The sequence below is a fragment of the Gracilibacillus pellucidus genome (assembly GCF_033949965.1).
In the GTDB taxonomy this organism is placed as follows: domain Bacteria; phylum Bacillota; class Bacilli; order Bacillales; family Amphibacillaceae; genus Gracilibacillus; species Gracilibacillus pellucidus.
Genome location: NZ_JAWZSR010000002.1, coordinates 405001 through 429584, shown reverse-complemented (window position 1 = coordinate 429584; position 24584 = coordinate 405001). Strand labels below are relative to the sequence as shown.

20 protein-coding genes are annotated in these 24584 nt (G+C 37.4%); 10 read left to right on the top strand and 10 right to left on the bottom strand.

Annotation, left to right across the window (positions count from 1 at the left end):
- Positions 1–249 precede the first annotated feature (249 nt).
- Positions 250–1212: a mannose-6-phosphate isomerase, class I gene (manA, locus tag SH601_RS05345; protein ID WP_319957223.1), complete on the top strand. Its 963-nt coding sequence runs from the start codon at positions 250–252 to the stop codon at positions 1210–1212.
- 220 nt (positions 1213–1432) lie between these two features.
- Here the strand turns inward: manA and SH601_RS05340 are convergent, their stop codons facing one another.
- The 4 genes from SH601_RS05340 to SH601_RS05325 form a co-directional block, all read right to left on the bottom strand.
- Positions 1433–1792, bottom strand: a complete 360-nt coding sequence (locus SH601_RS05340; RefSeq protein WP_319957222.1) for a Lin0512 family protein — start codon at positions 1790–1792, stop codon at positions 1433–1435.
- Between the two features lie 337 nt (positions 1793–2129).
- Positions 2130–3938, bottom strand: a complete 1809-nt coding sequence (locus SH601_RS05335) for an ABC transporter substrate-binding protein (RefSeq protein ID WP_319957221.1) — start codon at positions 3936–3938, stop codon at positions 2130–2132.
- Between the two features lie 27 nt (positions 3939–3965).
- On the bottom strand, positions 3966–5450 hold the full coding sequence (locus SH601_RS05330) for an ABC transporter permease (RefSeq protein ID WP_413775098.1): 1485 nt from the start codon (positions 5448–5450) through the stop codon (positions 3966–3968).
- A gap of 16 nt (positions 5451–5466) precedes the next feature.
- On the bottom strand, positions 5467–6879 hold the full coding sequence (locus SH601_RS05325) for an ABC transporter permease (RefSeq protein ID WP_319957219.1): 1413 nt from the start codon (positions 6877–6879) through the stop codon (positions 5467–5469).
- A gap of 181 nt (positions 6880–7060) precedes the next feature.
- Here SH601_RS05325 and SH601_RS05320 point away from each other — a divergent pair, with 181 nt between their 5' ends.
- Both SH601_RS05320 and SH601_RS05315 read left to right on the top strand, forming a co-directional pair.
- Complete coding sequence (locus tag SH601_RS05320; RefSeq protein ID WP_319957218.1) at positions 7061–8776, top strand: ABC transporter ATP-binding protein; 1716 nt, start codon at positions 7061–7063, stop codon at positions 8774–8776.
- A 222-nt stretch (positions 8777–8998) separates the two neighbouring features.
- Positions 8999–9616, top strand: coding sequence for a TetR/AcrR family transcriptional regulator (locus SH601_RS05315; protein WP_319957217.1), 618 nt, complete (start codon positions 8999–9001; stop codon positions 9614–9616).
- 240 nt (positions 9617–9856) lie between these two features.
- On the opposite strand, the gene SH601_RS05310 is transcribed toward SH601_RS05315, so the two are convergent.
- The 4 genes from SH601_RS05310 to SH601_RS05295 form a co-directional block, all read right to left on the bottom strand.
- Positions 9857–11005 carry an ABC transporter permease gene (locus tag SH601_RS05310; protein WP_319957216.1) on the bottom strand — a complete coding sequence of 383 codons (1149 nt, stop codon included), beginning with the start codon at positions 11003–11005 and terminating at the stop codon, positions 9857–9859.
- Complete coding sequence (locus SH601_RS05305; protein WP_319957215.1) at positions 10983–11705, bottom strand: ABC transporter ATP-binding protein; 723 nt, start codon at positions 11703–11705, stop codon at positions 10983–10985. Before SH601_RS05305 ends, SH601_RS05310 begins: the two co-directional genes overlap by 23 nt.
- Positions 11706–11956: 251 nt before the next feature.
- Positions 11957–13570: a gamma-glutamyltransferase family protein gene (locus tag SH601_RS05300; RefSeq protein ID WP_319957214.1), complete on the bottom strand. Its 1614-nt coding sequence runs from the start codon at positions 13568–13570 to the stop codon at positions 11957–11959.
- Between the two features lie 168 nt (positions 13571–13738).
- The gene (locus SH601_RS05295) at positions 13739–14965 is read right to left on the bottom strand and encodes a helix-turn-helix domain-containing protein (RefSeq protein ID WP_319957213.1); all 1227 of its coding nucleotides are present in this window, start codon (positions 14963–14965) and stop codon (positions 13739–13741) included.
- Between the two features lie 176 nt (positions 14966–15141).
- On the opposite strand from SH601_RS05295, the gene SH601_RS05290 reads away from it, so the two are divergent.
- The 3 genes from SH601_RS05290 (at position 15142) to SH601_RS05280 (ending at position 20774) form a co-directional block, all read left to right on the top strand.
- Positions 15142–16926, top strand: coding sequence for a sulfatase (locus SH601_RS05290; protein ID WP_319957212.1), 1785 nt, complete (start codon positions 15142–15144; stop codon positions 16924–16926).
- A gap of 31 nt (positions 16927–16957) precedes the next feature.
- On the top strand, positions 16958–19186 hold the full coding sequence (locus tag SH601_RS05285; RefSeq protein ID WP_319957211.1) for a glycoside hydrolase family 3 protein: 2229 nt from the start codon (positions 16958–16960) through the stop codon (positions 19184–19186).
- Positions 19187–19394: 208 nt separating this feature from the next.
- Positions 19395–20774: a glycoside-pentoside-hexuronide (GPH):cation symporter gene (locus SH601_RS05280; RefSeq protein WP_319957210.1), complete on the top strand. Its 1380-nt coding sequence runs from the start codon at positions 19395–19397 to the stop codon at positions 20772–20774.
- 160 nt (positions 20775–20934) lie between these two features.
- On the opposite strand, the gene SH601_RS05275 is transcribed toward SH601_RS05280, so the two are convergent.
- Positions 20935–21357: an organic hydroperoxide resistance protein gene (locus tag SH601_RS05275; RefSeq protein ID WP_319957209.1), complete on the bottom strand. Its 423-nt coding sequence runs from the start codon at positions 21355–21357 to the stop codon at positions 20935–20937.
- Between the two features lie 175 nt (positions 21358–21532).
- On the opposite strand from SH601_RS05275, the gene SH601_RS05270 reads away from it, so the two are divergent.
- Both SH601_RS05270 and rlmH read left to right on the top strand, forming a co-directional pair.
- Positions 21533–21967: a MarR family winged helix-turn-helix transcriptional regulator gene (locus tag SH601_RS05270; protein WP_319957208.1), complete on the top strand. Its 435-nt coding sequence runs from the start codon at positions 21533–21535 to the stop codon at positions 21965–21967.
- An 11-nt stretch (positions 21968–21978) separates the two neighbouring features.
- Complete coding sequence (rlmH, locus tag SH601_RS05265; protein WP_319957207.1) at positions 21979–22458, top strand: 23S rRNA (pseudouridine(1915)-N(3))-methyltransferase RlmH; 480 nt, start codon at positions 21979–21981, stop codon at positions 22456–22458.
- 388 nt (positions 22459–22846) lie between these two features.
- On the opposite strand, the gene SH601_RS05260 is transcribed toward rlmH, so the two are convergent.
- The gene (locus tag SH601_RS05260; protein WP_319957206.1) at positions 22847–22972 is read right to left on the bottom strand and encodes a hypothetical protein; all 126 of its coding nucleotides are present in this window, start codon (positions 22970–22972) and stop codon (positions 22847–22849) included.
- 143 nt (positions 22973–23115) lie between these two features.
- Between SH601_RS05260 and SH601_RS05255 the strand changes: the two genes are divergently transcribed.
- The gene (locus SH601_RS05255) at positions 23116–23997 is read left to right on the top strand and encodes a DUF6414 family protein (RefSeq protein WP_319957205.1); all 882 of its coding nucleotides are present in this window, start codon (positions 23116–23118) and stop codon (positions 23995–23997) included.
- A 42-nt stretch (positions 23998–24039) separates the two neighbouring features.
- Positions 24040–24456, top strand: a complete 417-nt coding sequence (locus SH601_RS05250) for a DUF6680 family protein (protein ID WP_319957204.1) — start codon at positions 24040–24042, stop codon at positions 24454–24456.
- Positions 24457–24584 lie beyond the last annotated feature (128 nt).

Below are 24584 nucleotides of genomic sequence, written 5' to 3'. Positions count from 1 at the left end.
TGTGGATATGATTATGGATAACTCCCCATATATAGTACAGAACATAAATTCCTATACGATATATATATGAAAAATGTTAATATGTTGATAATGATGTGGATAAGGTGTTTTGTGTTGCGGTTAACATGTGAATAACTACTGAAAAACTTATGGTGTGAACAAAGTTGTGGATAAATGACAGCTGTTTTATTATTTGAAGATCACTTTGTTTAGGATATAATAAAAGAAAAAATAAAGGGGAATCTATTTATGTACAAGGAACCAATTTTTCTTCAACCGATATTCCAAGAGCGTATTTGGGGAGGACAAAAGCTACATACAGACTTTCATTATACGATTCCATACGAAAAAACGGGGGAAGCATGGGCAATTTCTGCTCATGAAAATGGCCCAAGTAAAATTATTAATGGTGAATTAAAAGGGAAAACATTATTAGAAGCATGGAACGATCATGGTGAGTTGTTTAATAAGCCTGTGGATAACAATGAAGAAGCTTATCCACTGTTAATAAAAATATTAGATGCAAATGATAATCTGTCTGTGCAGGTTCATCCAGATGATCAATATGCTCGAGAAGTGGCTAATGAAGCATATGGAAAAACCGAATGCTGGTATGTGTTAAGTGCAGAAAAAGATGCCGAATTAATTATTGGTCATCATGCTCAGACACGTGAAGAATTAGCTACAATGATTGATGAAGGCAAATGGGATGACTTATTACGTCGTGTAAAAGTAAAAGCTGGTGATTTTGTTTATGTACCAAGTGGAACGATCCATGCTATTGGTAAAGGCATTGTCATTTTGGAAACACAGCAAAGCTCTGATATTACCTATCGCGTTTATGATTATGATCGAACAGATGCAGCAGGTAATACAAGAGAATTACATTTAAATGAAGCGAAAGATGTAACGACTGTCCCACATGAAACACCACAAATAAGTGAAGAAATCGTTGAAAAAGCTGGTCTAATTGAGAAAAAACTTGTAGAAGAGAAATATTTCACGGTTTATCACTGGGAACTAAATGGGGAAGTATCATTAGATAGAACAGCAGACTTCCTACAAGTGAGTGTCATTGATGGAGACGGAACAGTTACCATAGCAGACAATGTACATCCAATCAAAAAAGGTGATCATTTCATTATTCCAGCAAGCGTTCCCTCTTATCAATTAGCAGGTAAGGCAAGCTTCATAGTATCTCATACATCTTAATCGTGAAAAAGGATGGGAGATTGGTCACTCAAGCGTTAATGAGTGACGAAAAAAGATGGAATCGCACAGAAAAAGGTCATTCATAAGCTTGATGAATGACCGAAAAATGTAAAATCAGTGAAAAAGGTTCTTCATTGGTTTGATGAGTGCCCCAAACAATGAACTTCAAAGAAAAAGGTCACTCATCAACATGAAGTTTTCTGTGAGTCAGTAGATAAAATTAATATCCGACTTCTACCGCCGCGTTAACGATATACATCAAATCATTTTTATCCTCTTTATCTTCAAGAATAATGCCTGATGTGGTAGCCATACCACCATCAATAATCTCGACAGTAACCGTACCATAAGGAATTTCTTGCTTCACTAGGTCGATATCTACCTTTTCTTTATCCATCGGTACTGCTAATTTAACGTTTACTTTCATGTTATGTAAATTGTTTTCAGGTAAGTAATCTTTAATACCTGGCATGGAATTGTAGTGAATAGCATTTTCTACAGCACGTAGACATGCCTTTGTCACATTTTGTCCGTGTACATCAATTCCTGTTCCTGTTTCAATAAAGATAATTTTCTCCATTAGTCAGTCAGCTCCTTGCATTATTTCCCGGGTAATAATAAAAGGGATTTGCTCTATTTATCACGGTGCATGAGTCCGTAATTCCCCCACTTCAAGATTCGAGTTAAAACAAAGAAGCTAAGTGGGGGATAAACGGACGCTAATGCCCTGATAAGTTTCGCTAACAATCAGTGAGATTCAAAAACTCCCACTGATTGAAGTCTCACTTTATTATATCATTAAGGTAAAACATTGGCATGTAACACTATCTAATTGATCGCAAATTTTGACAAGATTGAGATCTTTTCAATTAAAAACCCTAAACTAACATAGTTAGTTTAGGGTTTTCTTTTAAATATTACTCACCTTCACCTAATAAACGTTCTACTTCTTCTTGATTTGGTTCTAATTTCAACCCTGTATCTACTAATGGACTTACAGGAGATACAGCAGGCATTTTGTTTCCTTGATAGAACGAAATGAATTCATCTTGATTAATCGAATAAAGAATTGCTTGGCGCAACGCTAGGTTATCGGCAAATTTGTCTTCGTTCATATTAATTGCTAAATAAGATACAGCATTACTTTCACTTTGTTGTAATGTTAATGAATCATCGTCTTCAACTGTATCATAACGATTTTCTGGCACACCATTGAATACATAAATCTCTTCATTACGTAGCGCTGCCAAAGCAGCTTCTGTATCTTGGATGAATTTCACAACAACTTCTGATATTTTCGGTTCATGTTCTGTACCTTCCATATAGCCAGGGTTTTTGACGAAATCTGCTTCATAATCATCTTTACTAACCATGATATATGGACCACTAGCATATAACGTATTTTCCTCAGCACCTGTTACAGTACGTTGGTCACCATAGGCAATATCTTCATTTACATCATAACTATCTACATCAAACGTATTAATGCTTTCCACTTGGTCTTTTGAAACAATACCAGCAGATTGGTGTGCAAGATAGTTTAATACTTGCGGGAATGGCTCAGTAGTTGTTACTTTTACTACTTGGTAAACACCATTTGCATTATCTACTTCTGTTTTATCAGCTGTTAAAGTAGAAATAGACTGGTCTACACCATCTTCCAATGCTTCTTTAATAGAAGTACCATCTTGTGTTTCTGTAGATTCTAACTCGTTTAAATCATCAACAACTTCAATAGTGTCCATATTTTCATGTAAGCTGTACGTACGGTGGTCTGGTACAGAATCGCGATCTTTTGCACGTTCTAAGGAGAATGTAACATCTTCTGCGCTAACAAGTTCGCCAGTGTCAACCGCATCATCACCATCAACAGCAGCAAAATGAATGTCATCACGTAATAAGAAATAGTAAGATTGGTTGCCATCTGCAATCGCATGGTTACGTGAAAGTGATCCATCAGAGACAACTTGATCATCATCTGTTAAGTTTACTAAACGCACATACATGTTTGTGTTTAATGTGTTAATAGATCCGTCATTACCTTTGATTGGATCAAGTGATGTTAAATCACCGATTGCTTGGTGTGTTAACAATGGCTGGCTATCATTTTGAGATTCATCATTGAATGAGTAATCTTCCCAAACAGCTGCACGAGATTTTGGTAAACGAATCGTAGACTCATCCATGATCTCATGGTTTACACCTTGTGCTTTATAAGATGTATAAAGTGGAGCAATATATGCTTGATCAAATACGATATGTTGCTCTAGGTCAGCATATGTGTCTAGATATTCATCAGGTAATTGTGTACTTGCTAAGTCAATTAATCGATCCGCCTCATCATCAGAAAATAGACTATTATCTCCATCAGATGTAAATAGGGAACGAACTGCATAATCAGGGTTACCTGTTACAGTAGTCCAGCTATTTAATGATAAATCATAGTTCCCTGCATCACGTTGCGCGGAAAAACTACCGAAGTCTGGTTGAATATCTAATGTAACGTCGAAACCACTATTCGTTAATTGATCACGTAAAATATTTAAATCATCTTCTTCTGAACTCATACCAAGAATACTAATAGATGTATCACCTTGAGCTTGCTCTTGATCTTGCGTGTCATTGGCATCTGAGTCATTGTTATTTTCTACATCAGACTCTGTACTGACACATCCAGCTAAAAATAATACTAGTGCACCAAATAAAATAAAGCTTAATTTCTTCATGTTGTTACCTCCTAATGTAATGTTCCATTAATTCATTTTTGGATCTAATGCGTCGCGGAGCCCATCTCCTAAAAAGTTAAAGGAAAGGACAAGCAAAATAATCGCAAAACCTGGGAATATTGCCAGGTAAGGTTCTGTCTCTAAGTATGCACTACCAATTCGTAATACATTTCCCCATTCAGGAATATGTGGTTCAACACCTAATCCTAAAAAGCTCAAGCTACTTGTCGCAATAACGGCTGTACCAATTGTTAGAGTCGCTCGAACAATCATTGGAGCAAAGGAGTTTGGTACGGCATGTCGGAATAAGATTTTCCAATGTGATTCCCCTAAAGCTTTGGCAGCTTCGATATATTCTAAGTTCGAAACCATTAGCACATTTGCCCGCATTGTTCTTGCATAGATAGGGATGGAGCCTACACTTAATGCAATAATTAAATTGACCGTACTAGAACCAAAAGCAGCGATAATGGCTATTGCAAGTAAAATACCCGGAATCGCATATAATATATCCATCACTCGCATAATCGTATGATCAATTGCTTGATGGTAATATCCAGAAATAGCGCCTAACAGTCCACCAATTACTAATGGAATGATAGTCGTTAATAATCCAATCATTAATGATATTCGTGCACCGAAAATAATACGAGAAAAGACATCACGACCAAAGTTGTCTGTACCAAATGGATACGTTAAGTTTGGTTCTGTCAAAAGTGCACTATAGTTGTTTGATGTAGCGAAACTTGTGACAAATGTTCCATAACTAGTAATCGAAATCGAAAAGATAAAGACGATAAATAACATCCCGATCATGGCGGTGAAGTTTTTCGTTAACTTCACCCAGAAGAAATGCCACTGATCAATAACAGATTGTTCACGGTTCGAGCCTTTTAATAGTAAGCTATAACCTAATAAGAAGCGGAATATATTACCCGTTAAACCGGTAATAAATAATACAATCGCAATACCTTTCATTAACTTCGGTAAAGTGTGAATAGAGCCGTTATATTTAAGTAAGAAAATAACGAGTACAATGTCTGTAACGAATAAAACAACTAGTATCGACATTGATAATAGAAAGAAATTCGATACATATGGCTTAAATAAATTTAATAGAGTAACTGCGACAATAAGAAAATCAGTCATTAGCATGTAATAGGCAAAGGTATATTCAATGGAAGCTTTCTTTCGCATTAGGCGAAAAGCAAATGTTGTCGCGAATACATTTCCTGAAAATAAGGATAGAAGTTGAATACCACCTAACATACGTGTTCTTGTTGCCACTTCTCCTTTTTTCTGTAAATCATTTCGTAACAAAAGCAGTAAGAATGCTTGATAGATACTTGTTATAGCATACAGGATCGTAAAGATACTAAAGCCAGTCGAAAAAGTCTGATTGCTAAAATCATAACTGTTGAATAAGAAAATGAGACTGAGTGCAATCGATAAGACGAGTGAAAACAGTCCGTGCTTATACAGTTGTGATTGTTTAAGAGATCGTTCCAATATGCTTCACCTCCTCTGGCTAGTTAGATTTCATTTGTGAACGAATTCTTGGATTCAGTAAGGCATAGAGAAGATCAACGATTAAGTTAACGATAGAGATAACAATCGCAATATAGACAACACCAGCTAGAATAGCCGGGGTATCTGGTATGAATTGCTTATCTACAATATAACTACCTAAACCACTAATATTGAATACTTTCTCTGTAACGGCTGCACCACCGAGCATGACACCAAATTGTAAACCAATCACGGTTAGAATCGGAATCCATGCATTACGAAGTGCGTGTTGGATAAACATTTCGCGTCCGTTTAATCCTTTTGCCTTTGCCGTTACCATATAATCATCATGCATGACTTCTAAGATGGACGAGCGCGTCATCCTTGCTATCGTCGCTGCCAGTCCTGTACCAAGTACGACTATCGGCATAATGAGCGACATCGCATCATGCGGTGAATAAGTTGACGGTAACCAATCTAGCTGAATTGCAAAGGTTAAGATAAGGATCAACCCTTGCCAAAAGCTCGGAATCGACAGACCAATTAAGGCAAGAAACATAAAGCTATAATCCCAAATAGAATTCATTTTGGCAGCGGAGATCATTCCAACTGGCACAGCAATCGCTACCGCTAATAAAAGAGAACCGATCGCAAGCGTTAAGGTAACAGGTAAACGATTAGAGATACTTGTAATGATCGCTTCATTTCCGACAAAGGAGTTACCTAAGTCAAAAGTGAAAATGCCGGTAATCGAATGCCAAAGTTGTACAAGATACGGCTGGTCTAAGCCATACTGGTGATTAAATGCAATACGCTGATCTGGTGTCGCTGCCTCTCCTAATATATTTGCCGCCGGATCTGAAGGTGAAATATAAAGAATCGTAAATACAACGACGATAACGGATAATATAACGAATAACGTCATAAAAAGTCGTTCCACAACAAAACGAATAAATGCTTGTTGATAAATAAAATAAAAAGCGTATACGAGAATACCTGGAATAAAACTCGCGACGACAAAGCCTTTACGATGAAGAAGCTGATCAAAATAATCTGCATAGGACACCTTCTCTATCCCAGCTTGAGCTAATTCTTCCTCTGCTAGTTTCGTCAGGCGCTTGTTTAATTCTGCTTGCACATATGTTTCACGTTCTTTTTCATCTATAGTTCGATTAAAGTATGCTTGTTTGTTATCATACTGTTTCTCATAACGGAGACGTAACGTTTTACCAAGCTCTGATTGGAGAATATTCAATTCCTTTCCCTGTAATAGTTCTTGGTATGTTTTGTTATTTCCTTTTATTAAAAAGAACAAGAAGGCGACTAGATGAATAGGGAAGCCGATGATCCACTGTAACCATCTTAAAACTGGGTGCCGATTAATCGTACGGAATCCAGTTGAAAGCGCATTGTTCTGTACTATATCAGTCAATGAATCTAAATACCTCCTTGAAAGTTGATAATTCCTAGTTGTTTAGTATAGAATAGCTTAAAGAGAATTATAGGAATGTTTCAATTAGATGTCAATATTATGATTCATTATATTCGAATTATTTTGAATTTGAAGCTTATATATTAATAAAAAGAGGTAATATAATTTTGGAACTGAGGTAATGCAGATGGAGGAATTATTACAGGTTAATCAATTATCCGTGTCTTTTCATACAACGGAAGAGGATATAGAGACGGTTAAACATATTTCTTTTGCAGTTGGAAAAGGGGAAACGTTAGGCATTGTCGGGGAGTCCGGCTCAGGAAAGAGTGTTACGGCAAAATCAATCATGCAATTGTTACCAGATCATTCGACTAACGTTGATGCAGAAAGTATCCTGTTAAATGGAAAGGATATTACGAGCTATACCGAAAAGGAAATGTTAAAGGTACGTGGACAAGAAATAAGTATGATCTTCCAAGACCCGATGAGCTCCTTTAACCCAACGATGAAAATTGGTAGACAAATAGATGAGATGAGTATGAAGCACCGTGATATTTTTGCTCATGCTGCGAAAAAAGATACCATAGAAATGTTAGAGCTTGTCGGCATTTCCAAGCCAGAAGAACGATACCATCAATATCCACATGAATTTTCCGGTGGAATGTTGCAACGAGCGATGATTGCGATGGCCTTAGTGTGTCGTCCGAAGCTATTAATCGCTGATGAACCGACAACCGCATTAGACGTGCGAATTCAGGCACAAATCTTACAGTTAATGAAAGATTTACAAGAGAAATTCGAGATGAGTATAATTTTAATTACACATGATTTTGGTGTAGTAGCAGGTATGTGTGATCGGGTTGTCGTGATGAAGGATGGAGAGCTTGTAGAACAAAATGATACAGTATCTATTTTCCAGCAACCAGCACACCCGTATACGAAAAAGCTATTAAATGCTTTGCCTCGAATCGATCAACCGAAGATTCAGCAAGATAATCACTTGGAGGAAGACGCGGAGCCACTTGTTGCAGTACGTGATTTGCAAAAGTTATTCCCACTAAAATTCGGGGGAGCGGTTCATGCGGTAGATAAAATTAATTTTGAGATCCGACCTGGTGAAACATTAGGTCTAGTTGGTGAATCTGGTTCAGGTAAATCCACAACAGGACGACTGATTTTGCAATTGCAGCAAGCAACAGATGGGGAAGTAATGTTCCAAGGGATGGGCATCCACCAATTTAATAAGAAGGAAATGAAAGAATTGCGTCGCGATGTGCAAATTATTTTCCAAGATCCGCAAGCATCATTGAACCCAAGAATGAAGATTTTGGACATTATTGGGCAGCCATTAGATATTCATAAGCTATGCAAAACGAAAAAAGAGCGACGTGAACGAGTGGAAGAGCTGTTAGAGCTTGTCGGACTGAAGAAAGAACATGCAAACAGGTATCCACATGAATTCTCCGGTGGTCAGCAACAACGTATCGGTATCGCCCGAGCACTTGCGGTAAAACCGAAATTCATTGTTTGTGATGAGCCATTATCCGCCTTAGATGTATCGATCCAAGCACAGATCGTGGATCTATTACAAGACTTACAGAAAAAATTAGGCTTAACCTATCTATTCATTGCCCACGATTTAGCCATGGTGAAACATATTTGTGATCGTGTTGCCGTGATGTACTCAGGAAAAATTATCGAGTTTGCTGAAAGCGAAGAGCTTTACCAGCATCCGATTCACCCGTATACACAAGCATTACTCGATGCAGTGCCAGTACCAGATCCGATCATTGAATCACAGAAAATCCGTGAGCATAGTATTGAATTACAAAGCTATCAATTCGAAAAGAATATATTTGAAGAAAAACGCCCGAATCATTGGGTCTTGGTGTAGGGGAGAGGAGAGCAAAACTATGAGGGTGATGCTCTCTTTTCGTGTCACCGATGAAACCGATTTTAATGGAATGACATTGCTCTTGAGTGAGATTAATATTTCTCTAGAATTGTAAGACTTAATCACGAGGGTTTCAGGCCTTTATATGTATTTGCACTTTCTCCTGCTTCATAGTAAAGTGGTGGATATAACAAGTGTGATCTGAATAAGAGGCGAATGAAAATGACAAATAATGAACCGAAATTAACGAAAAAACAACAAGCTATATTAGAGGCTGCAACAGAATTGTTTGCGGAAAAAGGCTATGCTGGGACATCAACAAGTGAAATTGCGATGAAGGCAGAAGTAGCGGAGGGAACTATTTTTAAGCATTTTAAATCAAAAAAAGGGCTGCTATTGGCGATTGTTTCCCCGTTGATGATGAGATTTCTTGCTCCAATGATAAAAAAAGATATGGAAAAAGTATTGGATCAAGAATTTGAGCATTTTCAGGACTTAATTCGGGCCATGATTGAAAACCGAAAAGAATTTATTAAAAATAATTTGCCATTGCTACGAATACTGATTCAGGAAATTCCTTTTCATCCGGAACTTAAAGAACAATTTATTGAATCAATCGGAAAGGATCTTTTTGAAAGAATGGAAGGAATTGTCCGTTTTTATCAAGATAAAGGACAATTGGTTGATATGAATCCAGATGTGATTATCCGCACTATTGCTTCCTCTATTTTGTCATATGTTGTTATGAGATATGTCCTTCTTCCTGAAGCAAATTGGGATGAGGAGGAAGTGGAGATAGAAAGAATTATTCAAATATTGAAGAGCGGAGTTATGCAATAAAGAGAACTTAGTACGTGGATTGACCACCTTCGTTAGAATGTTGAGCTTTTTTGACTAAGTGAGTTACGTCCAGTGGCGGGCGTTGATAAAGAGATACATTACAGTTACTTGCTAGATTACTAGATACAATATGTATTTAGATTATGGATCTCTATAAGCTAAATCAGTTATAAAAAACTCTTTCTCACAATAAAGTTGAGAAAGAGTTTTTACTAGTCCTATATAACAAGAACTTTCATTTTATACTTTCCGATATCGCCTCATCCCCAAAATATTGAGCGTAATGAAAATAACGATAAATAAAAGTAAAATAGATAAAGGAGTTATTATTTCACTCAGTGTGAATCCTTTTAGTACAACGTCAATCATTGTATTTCCTGCATAGTAAAGTGGCATAATTGGCGCAATCAATTGTAGCCAAGGCTCCATCATATCTACATTTAGCATTCCGGAGAAGAAAATCTGCGGAATAACAACGATAGGAATGAATTGAATCATTTGGAATTCACTGCTAACAAATGTGGATAGCAGCAAGCCAAGCCCAAGTGCCACAAAGCTTAATAAAATATTGATAATAAACATATTGGTCATTGAACCCGCTATTTCCATGTCTAAAATATATATAGAATACAAGATAATAACAGCTGACTGTAGAATAGCTAGAATCCCATATCCGATTAAATAACCGAATACAACCTCAGATTTCCTAATTGGAGTCGATAATAGTTTCTCAAGTGTGCCGCTACTTCTTTCCTTTAGCATAGACATTCCGGCAATCAAAAAGACAAAAAAGAATACGAAGAAACTTACCAAAATTGGATTTAATACTTCAAAAAAAGTATATCTTTTATCCCCATAAATGTAATCTACTTTAATTAGGTCTTCATCCATATCTATTTCTGTATTGATATCAGTGTCTATATCTATGTTCGTGTTCGGAGCTACTTCAGAAGGAAGCTGTTCCATCATCTCCTCCATGTTATTAATCATTTCATCAATGTTATTGGAAAGGTTAGTTAAGTTTGTTTTCATCACTGCTTGTGAACTCCCTTGAATAGCTGGACCTTCATCTATTGGATTATCATTGAGAATGATTAATGTCCATTCCCCATCCTTTTCTTCCAAGACAGCGTTGGCATCCCCTTCTTCTAGATAAGACTTTATATCCATCCCATTTTCTTGCTTCACAATCATATCATTGTCTTCCATACTATTGATGACATCTTCATTAACATTGATAGTAGCAATCGTCACCTTGTCATCTGGATCAGGAAAAATATAATTAAGCAGCGTGATGACAAAGATAGGGGCTAAAAATAATAATGCAAGTGTACGTTTATCACGTAGTACCTGTTGGCAAATCCTTTTAATTAGATGTAGCATTCTCATGTTCTCTCTCCTCCAATTTCAAAAAGACTTGATCAATATCACTTGCACCAAATTTTTCTAATATCTCTTGTGGACTACCACTTACTGCAATCCCCTTATTTTTCATCAATAATAGCTGATCACACCTCATTGCTTCATCCATAATGTGTGTGGTAATTAACATCGTACTGTCCTTCTTTAAATCATGCAGTTGGTCCCAGATGTTCAATTTGAGAACAGGATCAATTCCGACAGTTGGCTCATCTAGAATCAAGTAATCTGGCTGGTTAATCAAGGCAATAGCAAGAGATAACCGGCGTTTCATTCCACCAGAATAGTGCTGTACTAATTTCTTTTTATGCTGTTCAAGCTGAACTAGATTTAGTATGGATTTGATTGTCTGTTTGGAACTTTTCATTCCATACATATGGGAGAAAAATTGAATGTTTTCTAATCCAGTTAAATCATGGTACAACGGATCACTTTGAGCCATATAGCCAATTTTATTCAAAAGTTTGCGATTTGGTACAGTTACGTTATTTATACTGATGAATCCATTATCGTATCTTTCCATTCCCATTAAGCATTTAATCAAGGTTGTCTTACCTGTACCTGATGGACCAATCAAACCAGTAATTTTATTAGCATGGATATCCACAGATACATCTTGTAAGATAGTTTGTTTTCCAAAGCTTTTAGATATATTGGATAATTTGATCATTTTTGGTGTGCTCCTTTTCTATAATTTATATAGTGAGTACTCACTCACTATGGTAACAGAAAAAATAAATAGTGGCAATTCTTCTTTGAAGATTTAGGAAAATAGATACTAAAGTTGGATGGGACAATTGTTTCAAGTGGAGAGTAAATCACAGATTGCTATTTATATCTGGTGAAGAAGTTGCTAGTAAAACAAAAAAAGTTGCCAGTAAACTCCGAAGAGCTACTGGCAACTTTAAATGTAAAATCTCATCACCAAGCGGCAACTGCACCGTCTGTTCGTGATTCTGATCCGCCGACTAGGACACCTGTTTCGGGATCACGCCATATAATTTGTCCGCGGCCAAAGCTATTTGGTTCAAGCTGTATTTTGATATCATGTCCTTTGGCTGCTAATGCTTGTGCAAGATGATGTGGGAAGCTGTTTTCCACTTCAATCGTTTTATCCTTCATCCATTGCCAGCGTGCTGCATCTAGTGCTGCTTGTGGATGCAGTCCGAAATCAACGGTGCTCATGATAACTTGTACATGTCCTTGTGGTTGCATAAATCCACCCATGACACCGAATGGGCCAACCGCTTCACCATCTTTTGATAGGAAACCAGGAATAATTGTGTGATAGGTACGCTTGCCACCTGCCAGTGCATTCACATGTGTCTTATCCATGGAGAAATTGTGTCCTCGGTTTTGTAGGGCAATGCCTGTTCCGGGTACGACAATGCCTGAACCGAAGCCCATGTAGTTACTTTGGATAAAGGATACCATATTTCCTTCATTGTCTGCTGTTGCTAAATAAACGGTACCACCTGCTTTTGGTTCACCTGCTTCAGGTGTTAACGCATCGTCGTTAATGAGTGCGCGACGTTCATTTGCATAGGTATCACTTAATAGTTGCTCACTCGTATATTGCATGTGACTTTCTTCGGTAACATGTTTCAATGCATCAGCAAATGCTAGTTTAATAGCTTCAAATTGCTTGTGATAGGTATCAACAGATTCTTGTATAGCAAAATCGAATCCTTTTAATATATTCAATGCTTCTAATGCGACAATCCCTTGCCCATTCGGTGGGATTTCCCATACATCATAGCCGCGATAGTTCACTTTGATTGGGTCCACCCACTCTGGTTCAAATCCAGCAAGGTCATCAGCCGTCAAAAATCCACCTGTTTCTTGCGAGAAAGAAGCGATTTTCTCAGCCAGTTCCCCTTGATAGAATGATTTGGCGTTCGTCTCGGCAATTGCTTCTAATGTCGTAGCATGAGCTTCAGAGGACCAAACCTCGCCAACTTTTGGCGCGCGTCCACTTGGTGCAAATGTCTGAAACCAATGTTCGAACTCCGTATCTGTTAACTTCTCTTTAAATTTGCGATAAGCACCATTCCAGAACTTGCCTAGCACAGGTGAGATGGGATAACCGTTTCGCGCATAGTCAATTGCTGGTGCTAAGGATTCTTTTAATGAAAGCTTGCCAAAACGTTCAGCTAATGCTGCCCATGTTCCTGGTACACCTGGAACAGTGACAGGTATCCAACCATGTGTCGGGATTTTTTCATATCCTTTTTCCTTTAAGGCATCGATCGAGATAGATTGTGGTGATTTCCCACTACCATTTAAGCCGTGCAGTTTCCCTTTTGTCCAGACGAGAGCAAAAGCATCCCCACCAATCCCGTTAGAAGTAGGTTCTACTACGGTTAATGCTGCAGCTGTGGCGATCGCTGCATCAATAGCATTGCCGCCTTTTTTTAGAATGTCTAAACCTGCTTGCGCTGCAAGTGGCTGTGAAGTGGCAACCATTCCGTTTTTAGCGTAAACAGACTTTCTTGATAAATGGTGCGATACTTCCGAAAATTTCGAAAAATCCATGTAACAAGCTCCTTTTGTCGAGAATAAAATTAATCTTATAGTAGGAGAATACTAATGCTTTGTCAATAATAGACGTTTCTAAAATAAATAAAAAAGGTTCCGATCAATGTTCTTTAATGGTCGGAACCTTTTCTCATTATATGCCTAATTGTCTAAGTAGAATGCATCTTATTTATCAGAGATTGTTCTAAATTGCTTCGGTGTAACACCTGTTACTTTCTTGAAAACTTTTGTGAAATAACTTTGGTCAGTGAAATGGAGAAATGAACATATTTCCGATAGAGGTTTCTCCGTATAGGTAAGTAATTTTTTTGCTTCATCAATTTTTGTGCGTTGAATATATTCGCTTACTGAAATCCCCACTTCTTTTTTAAATAACACGGACAAATAAGATGGACTCAAATTAACAGCTGCCGATAATTCGTCATGAGTGATTTCTTCATAAATATGACTAAAGATGTAATGTTGACAGAGTGTAATGGGCTTGGAATAACGCTGTTCTTTGACTTTTGCAACTCTCTCTGTAAAAGTGTACACCACTTCTTCGACTAGATGATTTAAATCCTTTACTTCGCTCAGTTCTTCCACACGTTGGATAAACGTATCACTTAATGTAAAGGCCACTTCCGAATGAAGTCCCCCATCTATAGAAGACCGAGTTGCCATCGTTATAGTGGCGATCGCAAGGTTTTTTCTTGAACGGAGGAAGCTTGATTTAGATAGAGGACCAGGTTCTTTTTCGCGAAGAGCTTGAAGAAATTTCTTTACTTCTTCTAACCGTCCTTCCTTAATATTGTTAAAAAATCTTTTCTCAAGGAGCGGGTCATGGTGCAAGGATACGTTTTGTAGTCTTTTGGAGACTTCCAAATCGGGATTATTAACATGAACGGGTCCTTGTTCCATTTCATTGACTTCATGAAGTATCTTTTCAGCAGAGAGCAGCTTTTGGTAGAACGTATAGTAAATCATCAAACTAAATGTCACTAGCTTGTCCATTTTTACAACGCGCACAGATTCATAGTAATGAAATACATTTTTCTTATGCGCAGAAACCGCATAGTCATTGATTAGGCCATTGATATCTTCATGAGATAAACGATAAAAAATCGTAGGTCCGATTATTAACGTTCCTTCGAAGCGGTTATGTTGTCTGACACTCATACATATAAAGTTCTCAAAAAGGGATGTTTGTCTGATAACAGGAAACTCGAATTCTTGTTGGGGCTTAAAGTTTAATAGATCAAATAATTTCTGTTTTTTACTTTGGTATAACGGATTTAATACATCATTATGGATACATTCAAAGAGGACTTCGCCACTCCGATCAATGAAGAAAGTTGATAATTCAAAAGTGCCTGACACGAGTTTACACAAATCTTTCATTGACTCATTCATAGGAAAACCCCCTTCATCATTTAAGATGTTTATCATTTCTTTATTATATAAAATTAAAATACCAAAAATACAATTAAATAACCATAAATAGAGAGTGAAAAGTATTAGAATCTTTTTAAGAAAGCGTTAACAGGAATTAATCCCGTTATAAATAAATCGATAAATGAGGTGTAAGAATGAAAGCGATAATGGTTATGTTTGATTCATTAAATCGCAACATGCTTCCTAACTATGGGTGTGATTGGTTGCATGCGCCGAATTTTAAACGTCTTCAAGAAAAAACGGTAACATTTGATAACTGCTATGCTGGAAGTTTGCCATGCATGCCAGCAAGAAGAGAACTTCATACGGGACGATATAACTTCCTTCATCGAAGTTGGGGGCCAATAGAACCGTTTGATGATTCTATGCCAGAACTTTTGAAAAATAACAATGTTCACTCCCATTTAGTGACAGATCACCAACACTACTGGGAAGATGGAGGAGGAACATATCATACACGTTATAGCACGTTTGAATTAATTCGTGGTCAAGAGGGCGACCCGTGGAAAGGGCATGTGAATGAGAGCGTGAACATTGAAACAGAAGTAGACCATACAAGAAACCCAATCATGAAACAATTATTCGAACAAGATCAGATCAACAGAGAATACTACAAAGAGGAGAACGCTCATCCACAGTCTTTAACCTTTAAGAATGGTTTAGAATTCATTGAAAAAAATCATAATGAGAATGATTGGTTCCTTCAATTAGAAACATTTGATCCACATGAACCTTTCGTTAGCTACGAAGAATACAAAGATCTCTATCCTCATGATTACGAGGGGAAGCATTTTGATTGGCCACCCTATTATTTTGTACAAGAAAGCGAAGAGGTTGTCGAGCATGGGAAAATGGAATATGCAGCCTTGTTAAGTATGTGTGACCGAAACCTAGGTAAAGTTCTAGATATGATGGACAAATATAACATGTGGGAAGATACGATGTTAATTGTCAATACGGACCATGGATATTTGCTAGGCGAGCATGGCTGGTGGGCAAAAACGGTAATGCCTGTTTACAATGAAATTGCCAATATCCCGTTATTTGTATGGGATCCAAGAGAGAAAGCTCGTAATACACGAAGAGAGGCATTAGTACAGACAATTGACCTAGCTCCAACTTTATTAGAATTCTTTAATGTGGATATTCCAGAGACGATGCAAGGGAAACCATTAAGAGGTGTAATAAAAGAGGGAGAAAAGATTCGTGAAGCCGCACTATTTGGACATCATGGACTTCATGTCAACATTACCGATGGTGATTATGTTTTTATGAAAGGACCTGCAACACCAGAGAATGGCCCTTTATATGAATATACGCTAATGCCGACTCATATGCGAAATATGTTCTCACCGAGTGAGTTGCACAACATGGAGCTAACGGAACCATTTGATTTTATGAAAAATGTCACTCCTTTAAAAATAAAAGCGGGTAAAGGATTGATTAACCCGTATCAATATGGATCAAAGCTCTATAACCTTATAGAAGATCCAAAGCAAGAAAATGAAATGCAAGATATGGAAGTAGAACTTCGTCTAACGAAAGCGTTAGTGAAATTGATGAAAGAAAATGATGCACCGATGGAACAATATGAACGGCTAGGTTTAGATAGTGCTAAAGAGCTGACTATTGAGGATATAAAGGCATATCGAGAGCGTGAAGAAAGAAGTGGAGAACTTGAAGAATTAGCAGAATTCGATATGAAACGTAGTGTTCGCAATCAAATCATCGGTCTGATGAACATGACTCCCTCTGAGGAGCGCGATCAAACCTTACAAGCTCTTGTATCCTTCTTAAGGCAACAGAACAAAACGACTATTTTGGAATCAGATTTGTATGAGTTTAAACAACAACACTTACAGCATATGGATGATTCTATGTTTGACTATTTTATGGGATTAGTAGGTCGTACTAATTAATGGCGACCGTCTAAGTAGAGGAGTGAAATGAATGATTAAATATGTAGCTAATCAGGATGGCCCAACATTAGGGTATTCCACGAAATCTGGTATCGGCATCTTAGAAGAAGATGGGTATTTTTTCAAAGACCTAAATAGAAGTGGAATCGTTGAGCCCTATAAGGATTGGCGTTTGTCACCTGAAGAACGTGCAAAAGATTTAGCATCGAAAATGACGATCGAACAAATTGCCGGTTTAATGCTGTACAGCCGTCATCAATCTATACCTGCAGCTACTAGAGGTATGTTTCAAAGTACTTATAATGGAAAAGATTTTGATGAAAGTGGTGAAGAACCATGGGCATTATCTGATCAACAAAAGGAATTTTTAATAAAGGATAACCTTCGCCATGTCCTTATCACTACTGTTGAAAATCCTGAAACGGCCGCAAAGTGGAATAACGAAGTACAGGCATTGGTAGAAGGCGAGGGGCTGGGGATTCCAGCTAATAATAGCTCTGACCCTCGCCATGGTAGTGATTCCAGTAAAGAGTTTAATGAAGGGGCAGGTGGTAAGATTTCGATGTGGCCAGAAAGTCTAGGGTTTGCCGCAACCTTTAATCCCCACTTAGTGCAGAAGTTTGGGGAAGTTGCTGCGAAAGAATATCGAGGATTAGGAATTACAACCGCCTTATCGCCACAAATAGATATTGCAACAGACCCAAGATGGTATAGATTTAATGGGACGTTTGGCGAGGATCCACAATTATCAACCGATTTAGGTAGAGCCTATATTGATGGTTTTCAGACATCAGAGGATGAAGCCGAAATCAGTAATGGTTGGGGATATGAAAGTGTAAATGCTATGGTGAAGCACTGGCCAGGGGGTGGCAGTGGTGAAGCAGGTCGTGATGCACACTGGGGTTACGGAAAATATGCTGTTTACCCAGGAGATAACATGAACGATCATTTAAAGCCTTTTGTTGAAGGTGCTTTCCAGTTGAAAGGCAAAACACAATCTGCCTCTGCTGTGATGCCATACTATACTATTTCACTCCATCAGGACCATGTAAATGGTGAAAATGTAGGTAATTCTTATAATTCCTATTTAATTAATGACTTGTTACGCAACAAGTATCATTATGATGGGGTTGTTTGTACAGACTGGTTGATTACGGCGGATGAACCAGAAACAGTGGAACAATTTGCTGGAAAGCCTTGGGGTGTAGAAGATTTATCTGTGGTTGAACGTCATTATAAGCTACTGATGGCTGGTGTTGATCAATTTGGTGGAAATAATGAAGTGGAGCCAGTAATAGCGGCGTTTGAAATGGGCGTTAAGGAGCATGGTGAAGCATTTATGCGCGAACGCTTTGAGTCCTCTGCGATAAAGTTATTAAAAAATATTTTCCGCACGGGACTTTTTGAAAATCCTTATCTTGACGTGGAGTACAGTAGCGAGATTGTTGGTAATCCTACTTTTATGAAGCAAGGATTTGAAGCACAATTACAATCTATTGTGATGCTAAAGAATAAAAATAATGTTCTTCCTTTAGCCAAGAAAAGGACAGTTTATATTCCTAAGCGATACTATCCAGAACAAATAGACTGGTTTGGCAATAAAACGCCAGATAAGACGGACTATTCTATTAATCTGGAGATGGTGCAGAAATATTTCCATGTAACAGATTGTCCAGAGGAAGCCGATTTTGCACTAGTATGTATTCATGGCCCTGATTCAGGTGGAGGATATAGTAAGGAAGACCGTGAAGCCGGTGGTAATGGCTATGAGCCGATTAGTCTTCAATATCGTCCATATACTGCAGTGGATGCGCGTGAAGTAAGTATTGGTAATGATGATAGAGAGGTTCCTAATCGATCCTATAAAGGGAAATCTGTAGAAACGAGGAATAGAGCGGATCTCGATTTGGTTCTGGAAACAAAGGAGGCTATGCAAGGAAAACCCGTTATCGTATCGATGCTTTTATCAAACCCAGCAATAGTATCTGAATTTGAAAAGGAAATCGATGCGCTTCTTGTTAACTTTGGTGTTCAAGACCAAGCGCTTTTGGAGATTTTATCAGGAGAAGAGGAACCTTCTGGCTTATTGCCGATGCAAATGCCAGCAAATATGAAAACAGTTGAAGAGCAACTAGAAGATGTTCCTCATGATATGCAGGTTCACATAGACTCAGAAGGGAATTGCTATGACTTTGCATATGGCTTAAATTGGAGCGGGCTTATATCGGACGATCGAACAGAAAAATATAAGAAAAAGTAGCTTATCTTAATAGGGATGTATCCATTAATTTAGGAGCATCCCATTAGGAAGCTTGAAACAGTTTTTAGCTAAAGTAATAAAAAGACGACCAGCGTAAGTACCATATAGCAAAAACTGTTCCTTTTAATGAATGCGCTTTCTTTATCGCGTTTGCAAATCTTTGATGATGTTACAACAGGTTAGAAGAAATAAGGAAAGGGTGATTAATATGGAAAAAGTAGAATACAGACGGTCAACTAAAGGGGAAATCTTTCGATATGCATTCGGTGGATTGGGCTCTAATATTCCCTTCTTCTTAGTTCTTTCATATTTGATGTTTTTTTATACCGATGTCGTACAAATATCTCCTGCCGCAATAGGGACACTATTCTTTATTACACGCTTTATTGATGCGGTAACAGATCCTTTAATGGGAATGATCGCAGATAGAACACGTACCAAGCTTGGACAATATCGTCCTTGGCTATTGTTTGGTGGGCCAGTATTAGGTCTTAGTGTTGTTGCATTATTCTGGGTTCCAGACCTAAGTCCCGATATGAAATTAGTATATATCTATGTGACTTATATTGCCTACTCTGTCATTTCAACTGTGGTAAATATTCCGTACCACTCCTTGACACCTGTTCTTAGTGAAGATCCAGACCAAAGAACATGGTTAGCTACGGCAAAGCAATTTATGGGAACACCTGCTAATTTTCTCGCAAGAGTGCTTGTGTTACCTTTAGTTGCGCTAGCAGGAGGGGGAGAACAAGGGTGGTTAATAACTGCGGTGCTATTCGCGATCGTCGTGGTAATCAGTTTCTATATTTGTGCTAGTAGCGCAAAGAGACATGATGTGGTAGATTGTAGCGAAGAAGCTAGCAGAAATAGACCGAAATTTTCATTAGGGAAACAGCTTGCCTTAGTTGGAACAAACGTACCATTATTAATGCTTATGGTATCGCTATGTACGAACTTAATTGCTACTTCTACTCAAAGTGCAGTCGCCATCTATTATTGGACGTATAACGTGGGAAGAGAAGATCTATTTCCAATAGTAGGTATGGTAGGTATTTTACTAAGTGTCCCAACCTTTTTCCTTTTGCCATATTTATCTAAGAGATTCGGGAAGAAAACGGTTTTCGTATATGGAAGCATAGCTTCAATTCTGCCTTTTGGTATCATCTTATTCTCTTCTTACGATATGGTAGGTTTAAACTTTTCTGCAGCTGTTCTTATTGCGGTTCTTAGCCCCTTCACTGGTGCCATCGCATGGGCTATGTTACCTGATTGTGTCGATTATGGTGAGTGGAAGACTGGAATCAGGGGTGCTGGTGTTATTTCCTCCAGTCTAACCTTTATCAATAAGTTAGGTTCCGCTATTGGAGGAATGTTAGGTGGTGCTTTGTTAGCAGCAACAGGCTATGTCGCAGGTCAAGCTCAGTCAGCGGAGACATTAAGAATGATTGTATATTTATTCGCCTTAATACCAATCTTAGGTCACATAGCCACCGTTATTGCCCTGAAATTTTACAAAATTGATAATGTGTACCATGCTAAAATGTTGAAAGAAATCAAAGAGAGAAAGGATAATCAAGCTATTTCCTAAAAGGAGAGTCGCAGTGTTCTTACTGCGACTCTTTTTACTGTGTGTCTAGCGTTAAAGTCCTGAACGGAGAAGGCAAGCTAGATATACTTAGCGAATGTGGCCTATTAATCGTATGGAAGAGTCTACTTCACTTCTCAGACAAACGGTAATGGGCACGTCATTATTTAGCAATAACCATTCTTTCTACTTCTACATTCCCACTAATTGCACGAGAATATGGACATGTTTGATGTGCTTTTTCAACTAATTCTTCTGCTTCTGCTTGAGAAACACCTTCAATTTCGGCTGTTAATTTCACAGCAAGACCGAATGATTGCTCTTGTTTTTCAATACTTACGTCTGCTGTAATGGTTGAAGTGATTTTTTTCTTGGCAAGACCTGCTACCATTTGTAGGGCACTGTCAAAGCAAGCTGCGTAACCTGCTGAGAATAGTTGCTCAGGGTTTGTTGTCCCTTCTTTTTCATTCCCGCCTAAACCTTTAGGAATAGATAATGCTAAATCCAATGTACCATCAGATGATTTCACTGTCCCTTGACGGCCACCTGCTGCTGTTGATGTTGCTGTATATAATGCTGCTCCCATTTTAAAACACTCCTTATTATTAATTGTTTACAATTAGATTGTACACAATTTAATTGTGTTGTGTCAATTATTATAATTTATAACCGGAACTTGCTATAATAAAGAGAGACGTTGGTCAGTGGGACGGCTTTTCACGCTGATCATGAATGAAATTTATAGAGTAGGAGTAATGATGATGACAAAAGAACGGTTAAAATTAGATAATCAGATATGTTTTCCGCTATATGCTGCAACACGAGAAATGACGAAGCGCTATCGTCCGTTATTAGCAGAGTTAAATATTACGTACCCACAATATTTAGTATTGCTCGTCTTATGGGAGAAAGACCGGATATCTGTCAAAGACTTAGGCAAGAAATTGTACTTAGACTCAGGGACATTAACTCCCATGTTAAAACGAATGGAAGAGCATGATTTAGTCAAAAGAACCCGTTCAACAGAAGACGAACGTGTCGTGGAAGTTATCTTAACGAAAAAAGGTAAACAGGCAGAACAACAAGCAGAGGATATCCCATTACAATTTCTCGAATTAACGAACTTAAACGAAGAAGAATCTGATCAACTAAAACGAATCCTAGCAAAAATGCTCAACCAACTAGGTGAAGAATAAGGAGACAAGCCATGAATATTACGATTATTAGTGTCGGAAAATTAAAGGAAAAATATTTAAAACTAGGCATTGAGGAATACACCAAACGCCTTCGTGCCTATGCCAATATCAATCTAGTCGAAGTACCAGACGAAAAAGCACCAGAAAACCTAAGTGCCGCCCAAATGGAAGAAGTAAAAAACAAAGAAGGCGAACGAATCTTAGCCAAAATCCCTGCAGATGCCCATGTAATTACATTAGAAATCAAAGGGAAACAACTAAGCTCAGAACAGCTTGCGCGTGAATTAGACCAGCTTGCAACACATGGTAAGAGTAAGGTTGCCTTTGTGATTGGTGGGTCATTAGGATTGAGTGACGCAGTGATGCAGCGTAGTAACTTTGCGCTTTCGTTTTCTAAGATGACATTGCCACATCAGTTGATGCGATTGGTGTTGTTGGAGCAGGTTTATCGGGGGTTTAGGATTAATAGGGGGGAGCCTTACCATAAATAGAGGCAAAAATTGTTGTGAATAATCTGGTGTTTTATTGCTATAAGTGGGTATTGAAAGTGTATATTCACTTTCATTATCCGCTCCATGATACAGCATATGGATAAGTGTAAAGGTCTTGGATATATTGACCTCTCTAAAATCAAAGTCAAGTTCAATTTCATCTATTGTTCGTGATTTTTCTTTTAGTTGTTTAATCGTTATTTTGTTAATAAGATGTTGAAGCAACTGTTTTTTACTTTCCCTCGAAGCCTCCTTGTACGTTAAGGTAAATCGGTCCAGCAACATTTCAATCAGTTCGGGTTATATAACCTTCGAACCTGTAGAGTTTAGCTGTATGGTTATCTCATTTTTCCTTTGCTCTAACTCCACTTTTTTCTTTACAAACCTTTTATAATCTTTCTTGTAGAATCGTTGTTGGAAGGGTGTTCTTTTCAAATGCTTCTAAATAGCGATCTTGTAATGATTCCAATTCTGACAGCTGTTCTTCAATTAATTCTAGTTCCTTTGACAGCATCCTCTAGTGTATATGTGGTAGTCCATGAAACCTAGTGAAGAATGTGTCTTTGTCCATAGGCAAAATCCCCCTTTCTTTTTGTGAAGATATAGTATTATAGATTGAAGAGGATTTTTTATTACAAATTTTCGGGAGGAAGTCTAATGAATGTAGTAGAAAAAAATTACGTTTTACCAATTACTACTTATCTTAATCAAAAGATAGTTTTTGACTTATTAGCTGTAATAGAAGATGGATTTGCACAGGTAACTAATCTAAACATATCAACTTCAAAAAGTATCACAACAACAGGGAGTGCGGATGGGGAAACTGGATTTGGCCTTTATGGCGTGAAAACGAAGATTAAAGCTGCTTTTGGAAAAGAAAAGAATAATAAGGATGAGAAAAGTGCCAATGAAGAAAGAGTGCATACGCCAACATCTTTATTTTCAAAGTTAGTAACTTACTTGGATGAAAATGAATTAATTAGAGACATATCATGTGGAGAAAACTTGCAACAATTGGATACAGGGAGTTTCGTAAGGTTCAAAAGTAGATTAGAAAAGAATCCATTAGTTTCAATGTTGGATTCATTAGAACAAATTGGTGTAATGGCAATGAGTTTTCAAGGAAACAAAAATGGCGGAAAGAAGAATAATGATCAGGAAGTTCTTAAACAGATAAAGACGATGAGAAATAATTTGGTATATAATGGGATTTTAGATATAATTTGTACAATTAATGAAACTGAAAAATTAAAGGCTGTTATACCTGTTTATATGGATTATTTTGTCCGAAATAACATGAATGAAATCATTGATGGTAACTATACGGTAATAGGAAAGGTAGTCAAAGTTGTAAGAAGTCCAGAAGATAATATAAATTTGTTTAGGAATACGGGATTCAAATTGTTTAAGCAACAGACTCTTGAAAACTTATTTCTATCAATGAATAAAAATGTTGATGAACAACTAGATTTTCCAGAAATTCGAACAAAAGTTTTGAATCCTTCGATGTTAGTTATACCAATGGCAATATACTCTTAATTCCTATTGTGGCTTTGAAATATATTAAAGGGGGACGGTTCTATGGATTGGAATACCATTGTTGGAGTAGTTATAGGTGGTCTTTTTACTTTAAGTGGTGGTGGTTTGCAGGTTTTTTTAACTGATAGAAAAAGGAAAGAAGAGAGAAGAAAGGAAATAAAACTTGAAGTGTTAGAAGGTTTAATAGGAAATAGGGCTGCTTTATTACCAGTATCTGATGAAAGAATAGAAATGTATAAGGCACCTTTTTTCTCTGCTTTAAATCGGATTGATGTAATTTTTTATGACAACTTGGAAGTGATTGAGAAATACCATGAGTGGAAAAATGCTATGGTTTCTTCTCAACATGTATCTAATGAGAGAAAAGATCAATTGCTTTATGAAATGATTAAAAGCATGTATAAAGATTTAGGTATAAAGGCACCTAGCCTGGAACAGTTTAAACAAACACTTTACTAGAATAATAACTAACTGATGTGATTATAAAAATGTAGCTGTTCTTTAGTTAGTGGCAAATTTGATTAGAGTAAATGGAAAAGAGACATCTATTTTTATAATATATTTAAAAATAAAGTTAAGATTGCCGA

Coding starts and splice junctions, on each gene's coding strand:
- SH601_RS05290 (WP_319957212.1), top strand. CDS start 15,142: ATGAAAGCGATAATGGTTATGTTTGATTCATTAAATCGCAACATGCTT.
- SH601_RS05255 (WP_319957205.1), top strand. CDS start 23,116: ATGAATGTAGTAGAAAAAAATTACGTTTTACCAATTACTACTTATCTT.
- manA (WP_319957223.1), top strand. CDS start 250: ATGTACAAGGAACCAATTTTTCTTCAACCGATATTCCAAGAGCGTATT.
- SH601_RS05275 (WP_319957209.1), bottom strand. CDS start 21,357: ATGGGAGCAGCATTATATACAGCAACATCAACAGCAGCAGGTGGCCGT.
- SH601_RS05270 (WP_319957208.1), top strand. CDS start 21,533: ATGACAAAAGAACGGTTAAAATTAGATAATCAGATATGTTTTCCGCTA.
- SH601_RS05280 (WP_319957210.1), top strand. CDS start 19,395: ATGGAAAAAGTAGAATACAGACGGTCAACTAAAGGGGAAATCTTTCGA.
- SH601_RS05340 (WP_319957222.1), bottom strand. CDS start 1,792: ATGGAGAAAATTATCTTTATTGAAACAGGAACAGGAATTGATGTACAC.
- SH601_RS05285 (WP_319957211.1), top strand. CDS start 16,958: ATGATTAAATATGTAGCTAATCAGGATGGCCCAACATTAGGGTATTCC.
- SH601_RS05335 (WP_319957221.1), bottom strand. CDS start 3,938: ATGAAGAAATTAAGCTTTATTTTATTTGGTGCACTAGTATTATTTTTA.
- SH601_RS05305 (WP_319957215.1), bottom strand. CDS start 11,705: ATGATCAAATTATCCAATATATCTAAAAGCTTTGGAAAACAAACTATC.
- SH601_RS05260 (WP_319957206.1), bottom strand. CDS start 22,972: ATGCTGTCAAAGGAACTAGAATTAATTGAAGAACAGCTGTCAGAATTG.
- SH601_RS05250 (WP_319957204.1), top strand. CDS start 24,040: ATGGATTGGAATACCATTGTTGGAGTAGTTATAGGTGGTCTTTTTACT.
- SH601_RS05295 (WP_319957213.1), bottom strand. CDS start 14,965: ATGAATGAGTCAATGAAAGATTTGTGTAAACTCGTGTCAGGCACTTTT.
- rlmH (WP_319957207.1), top strand. CDS start 21,979: ATGAATATTACGATTATTAGTGTCGGAAAATTAAAGGAAAAATATTTA.
- SH601_RS05300 (WP_319957214.1), bottom strand. CDS start 13,570: ATGGATTTTTCGAAATTTTCGGAAGTATCGCACCATTTATCAAGAAAG.
- SH601_RS05320 (WP_319957218.1), top strand. CDS start 7,061: ATGCAGATGGAGGAATTATTACAGGTTAATCAATTATCCGTGTCTTTT.
- SH601_RS05315 (WP_319957217.1), top strand. CDS start 8,999: ATGACAAATAATGAACCGAAATTAACGAAAAAACAACAAGCTATATTA.
- SH601_RS05310 (WP_319957216.1), bottom strand. CDS start 11,005: ATGAGAATGCTACATCTAATTAAAAGGATTTGCCAACAGGTACTACGT.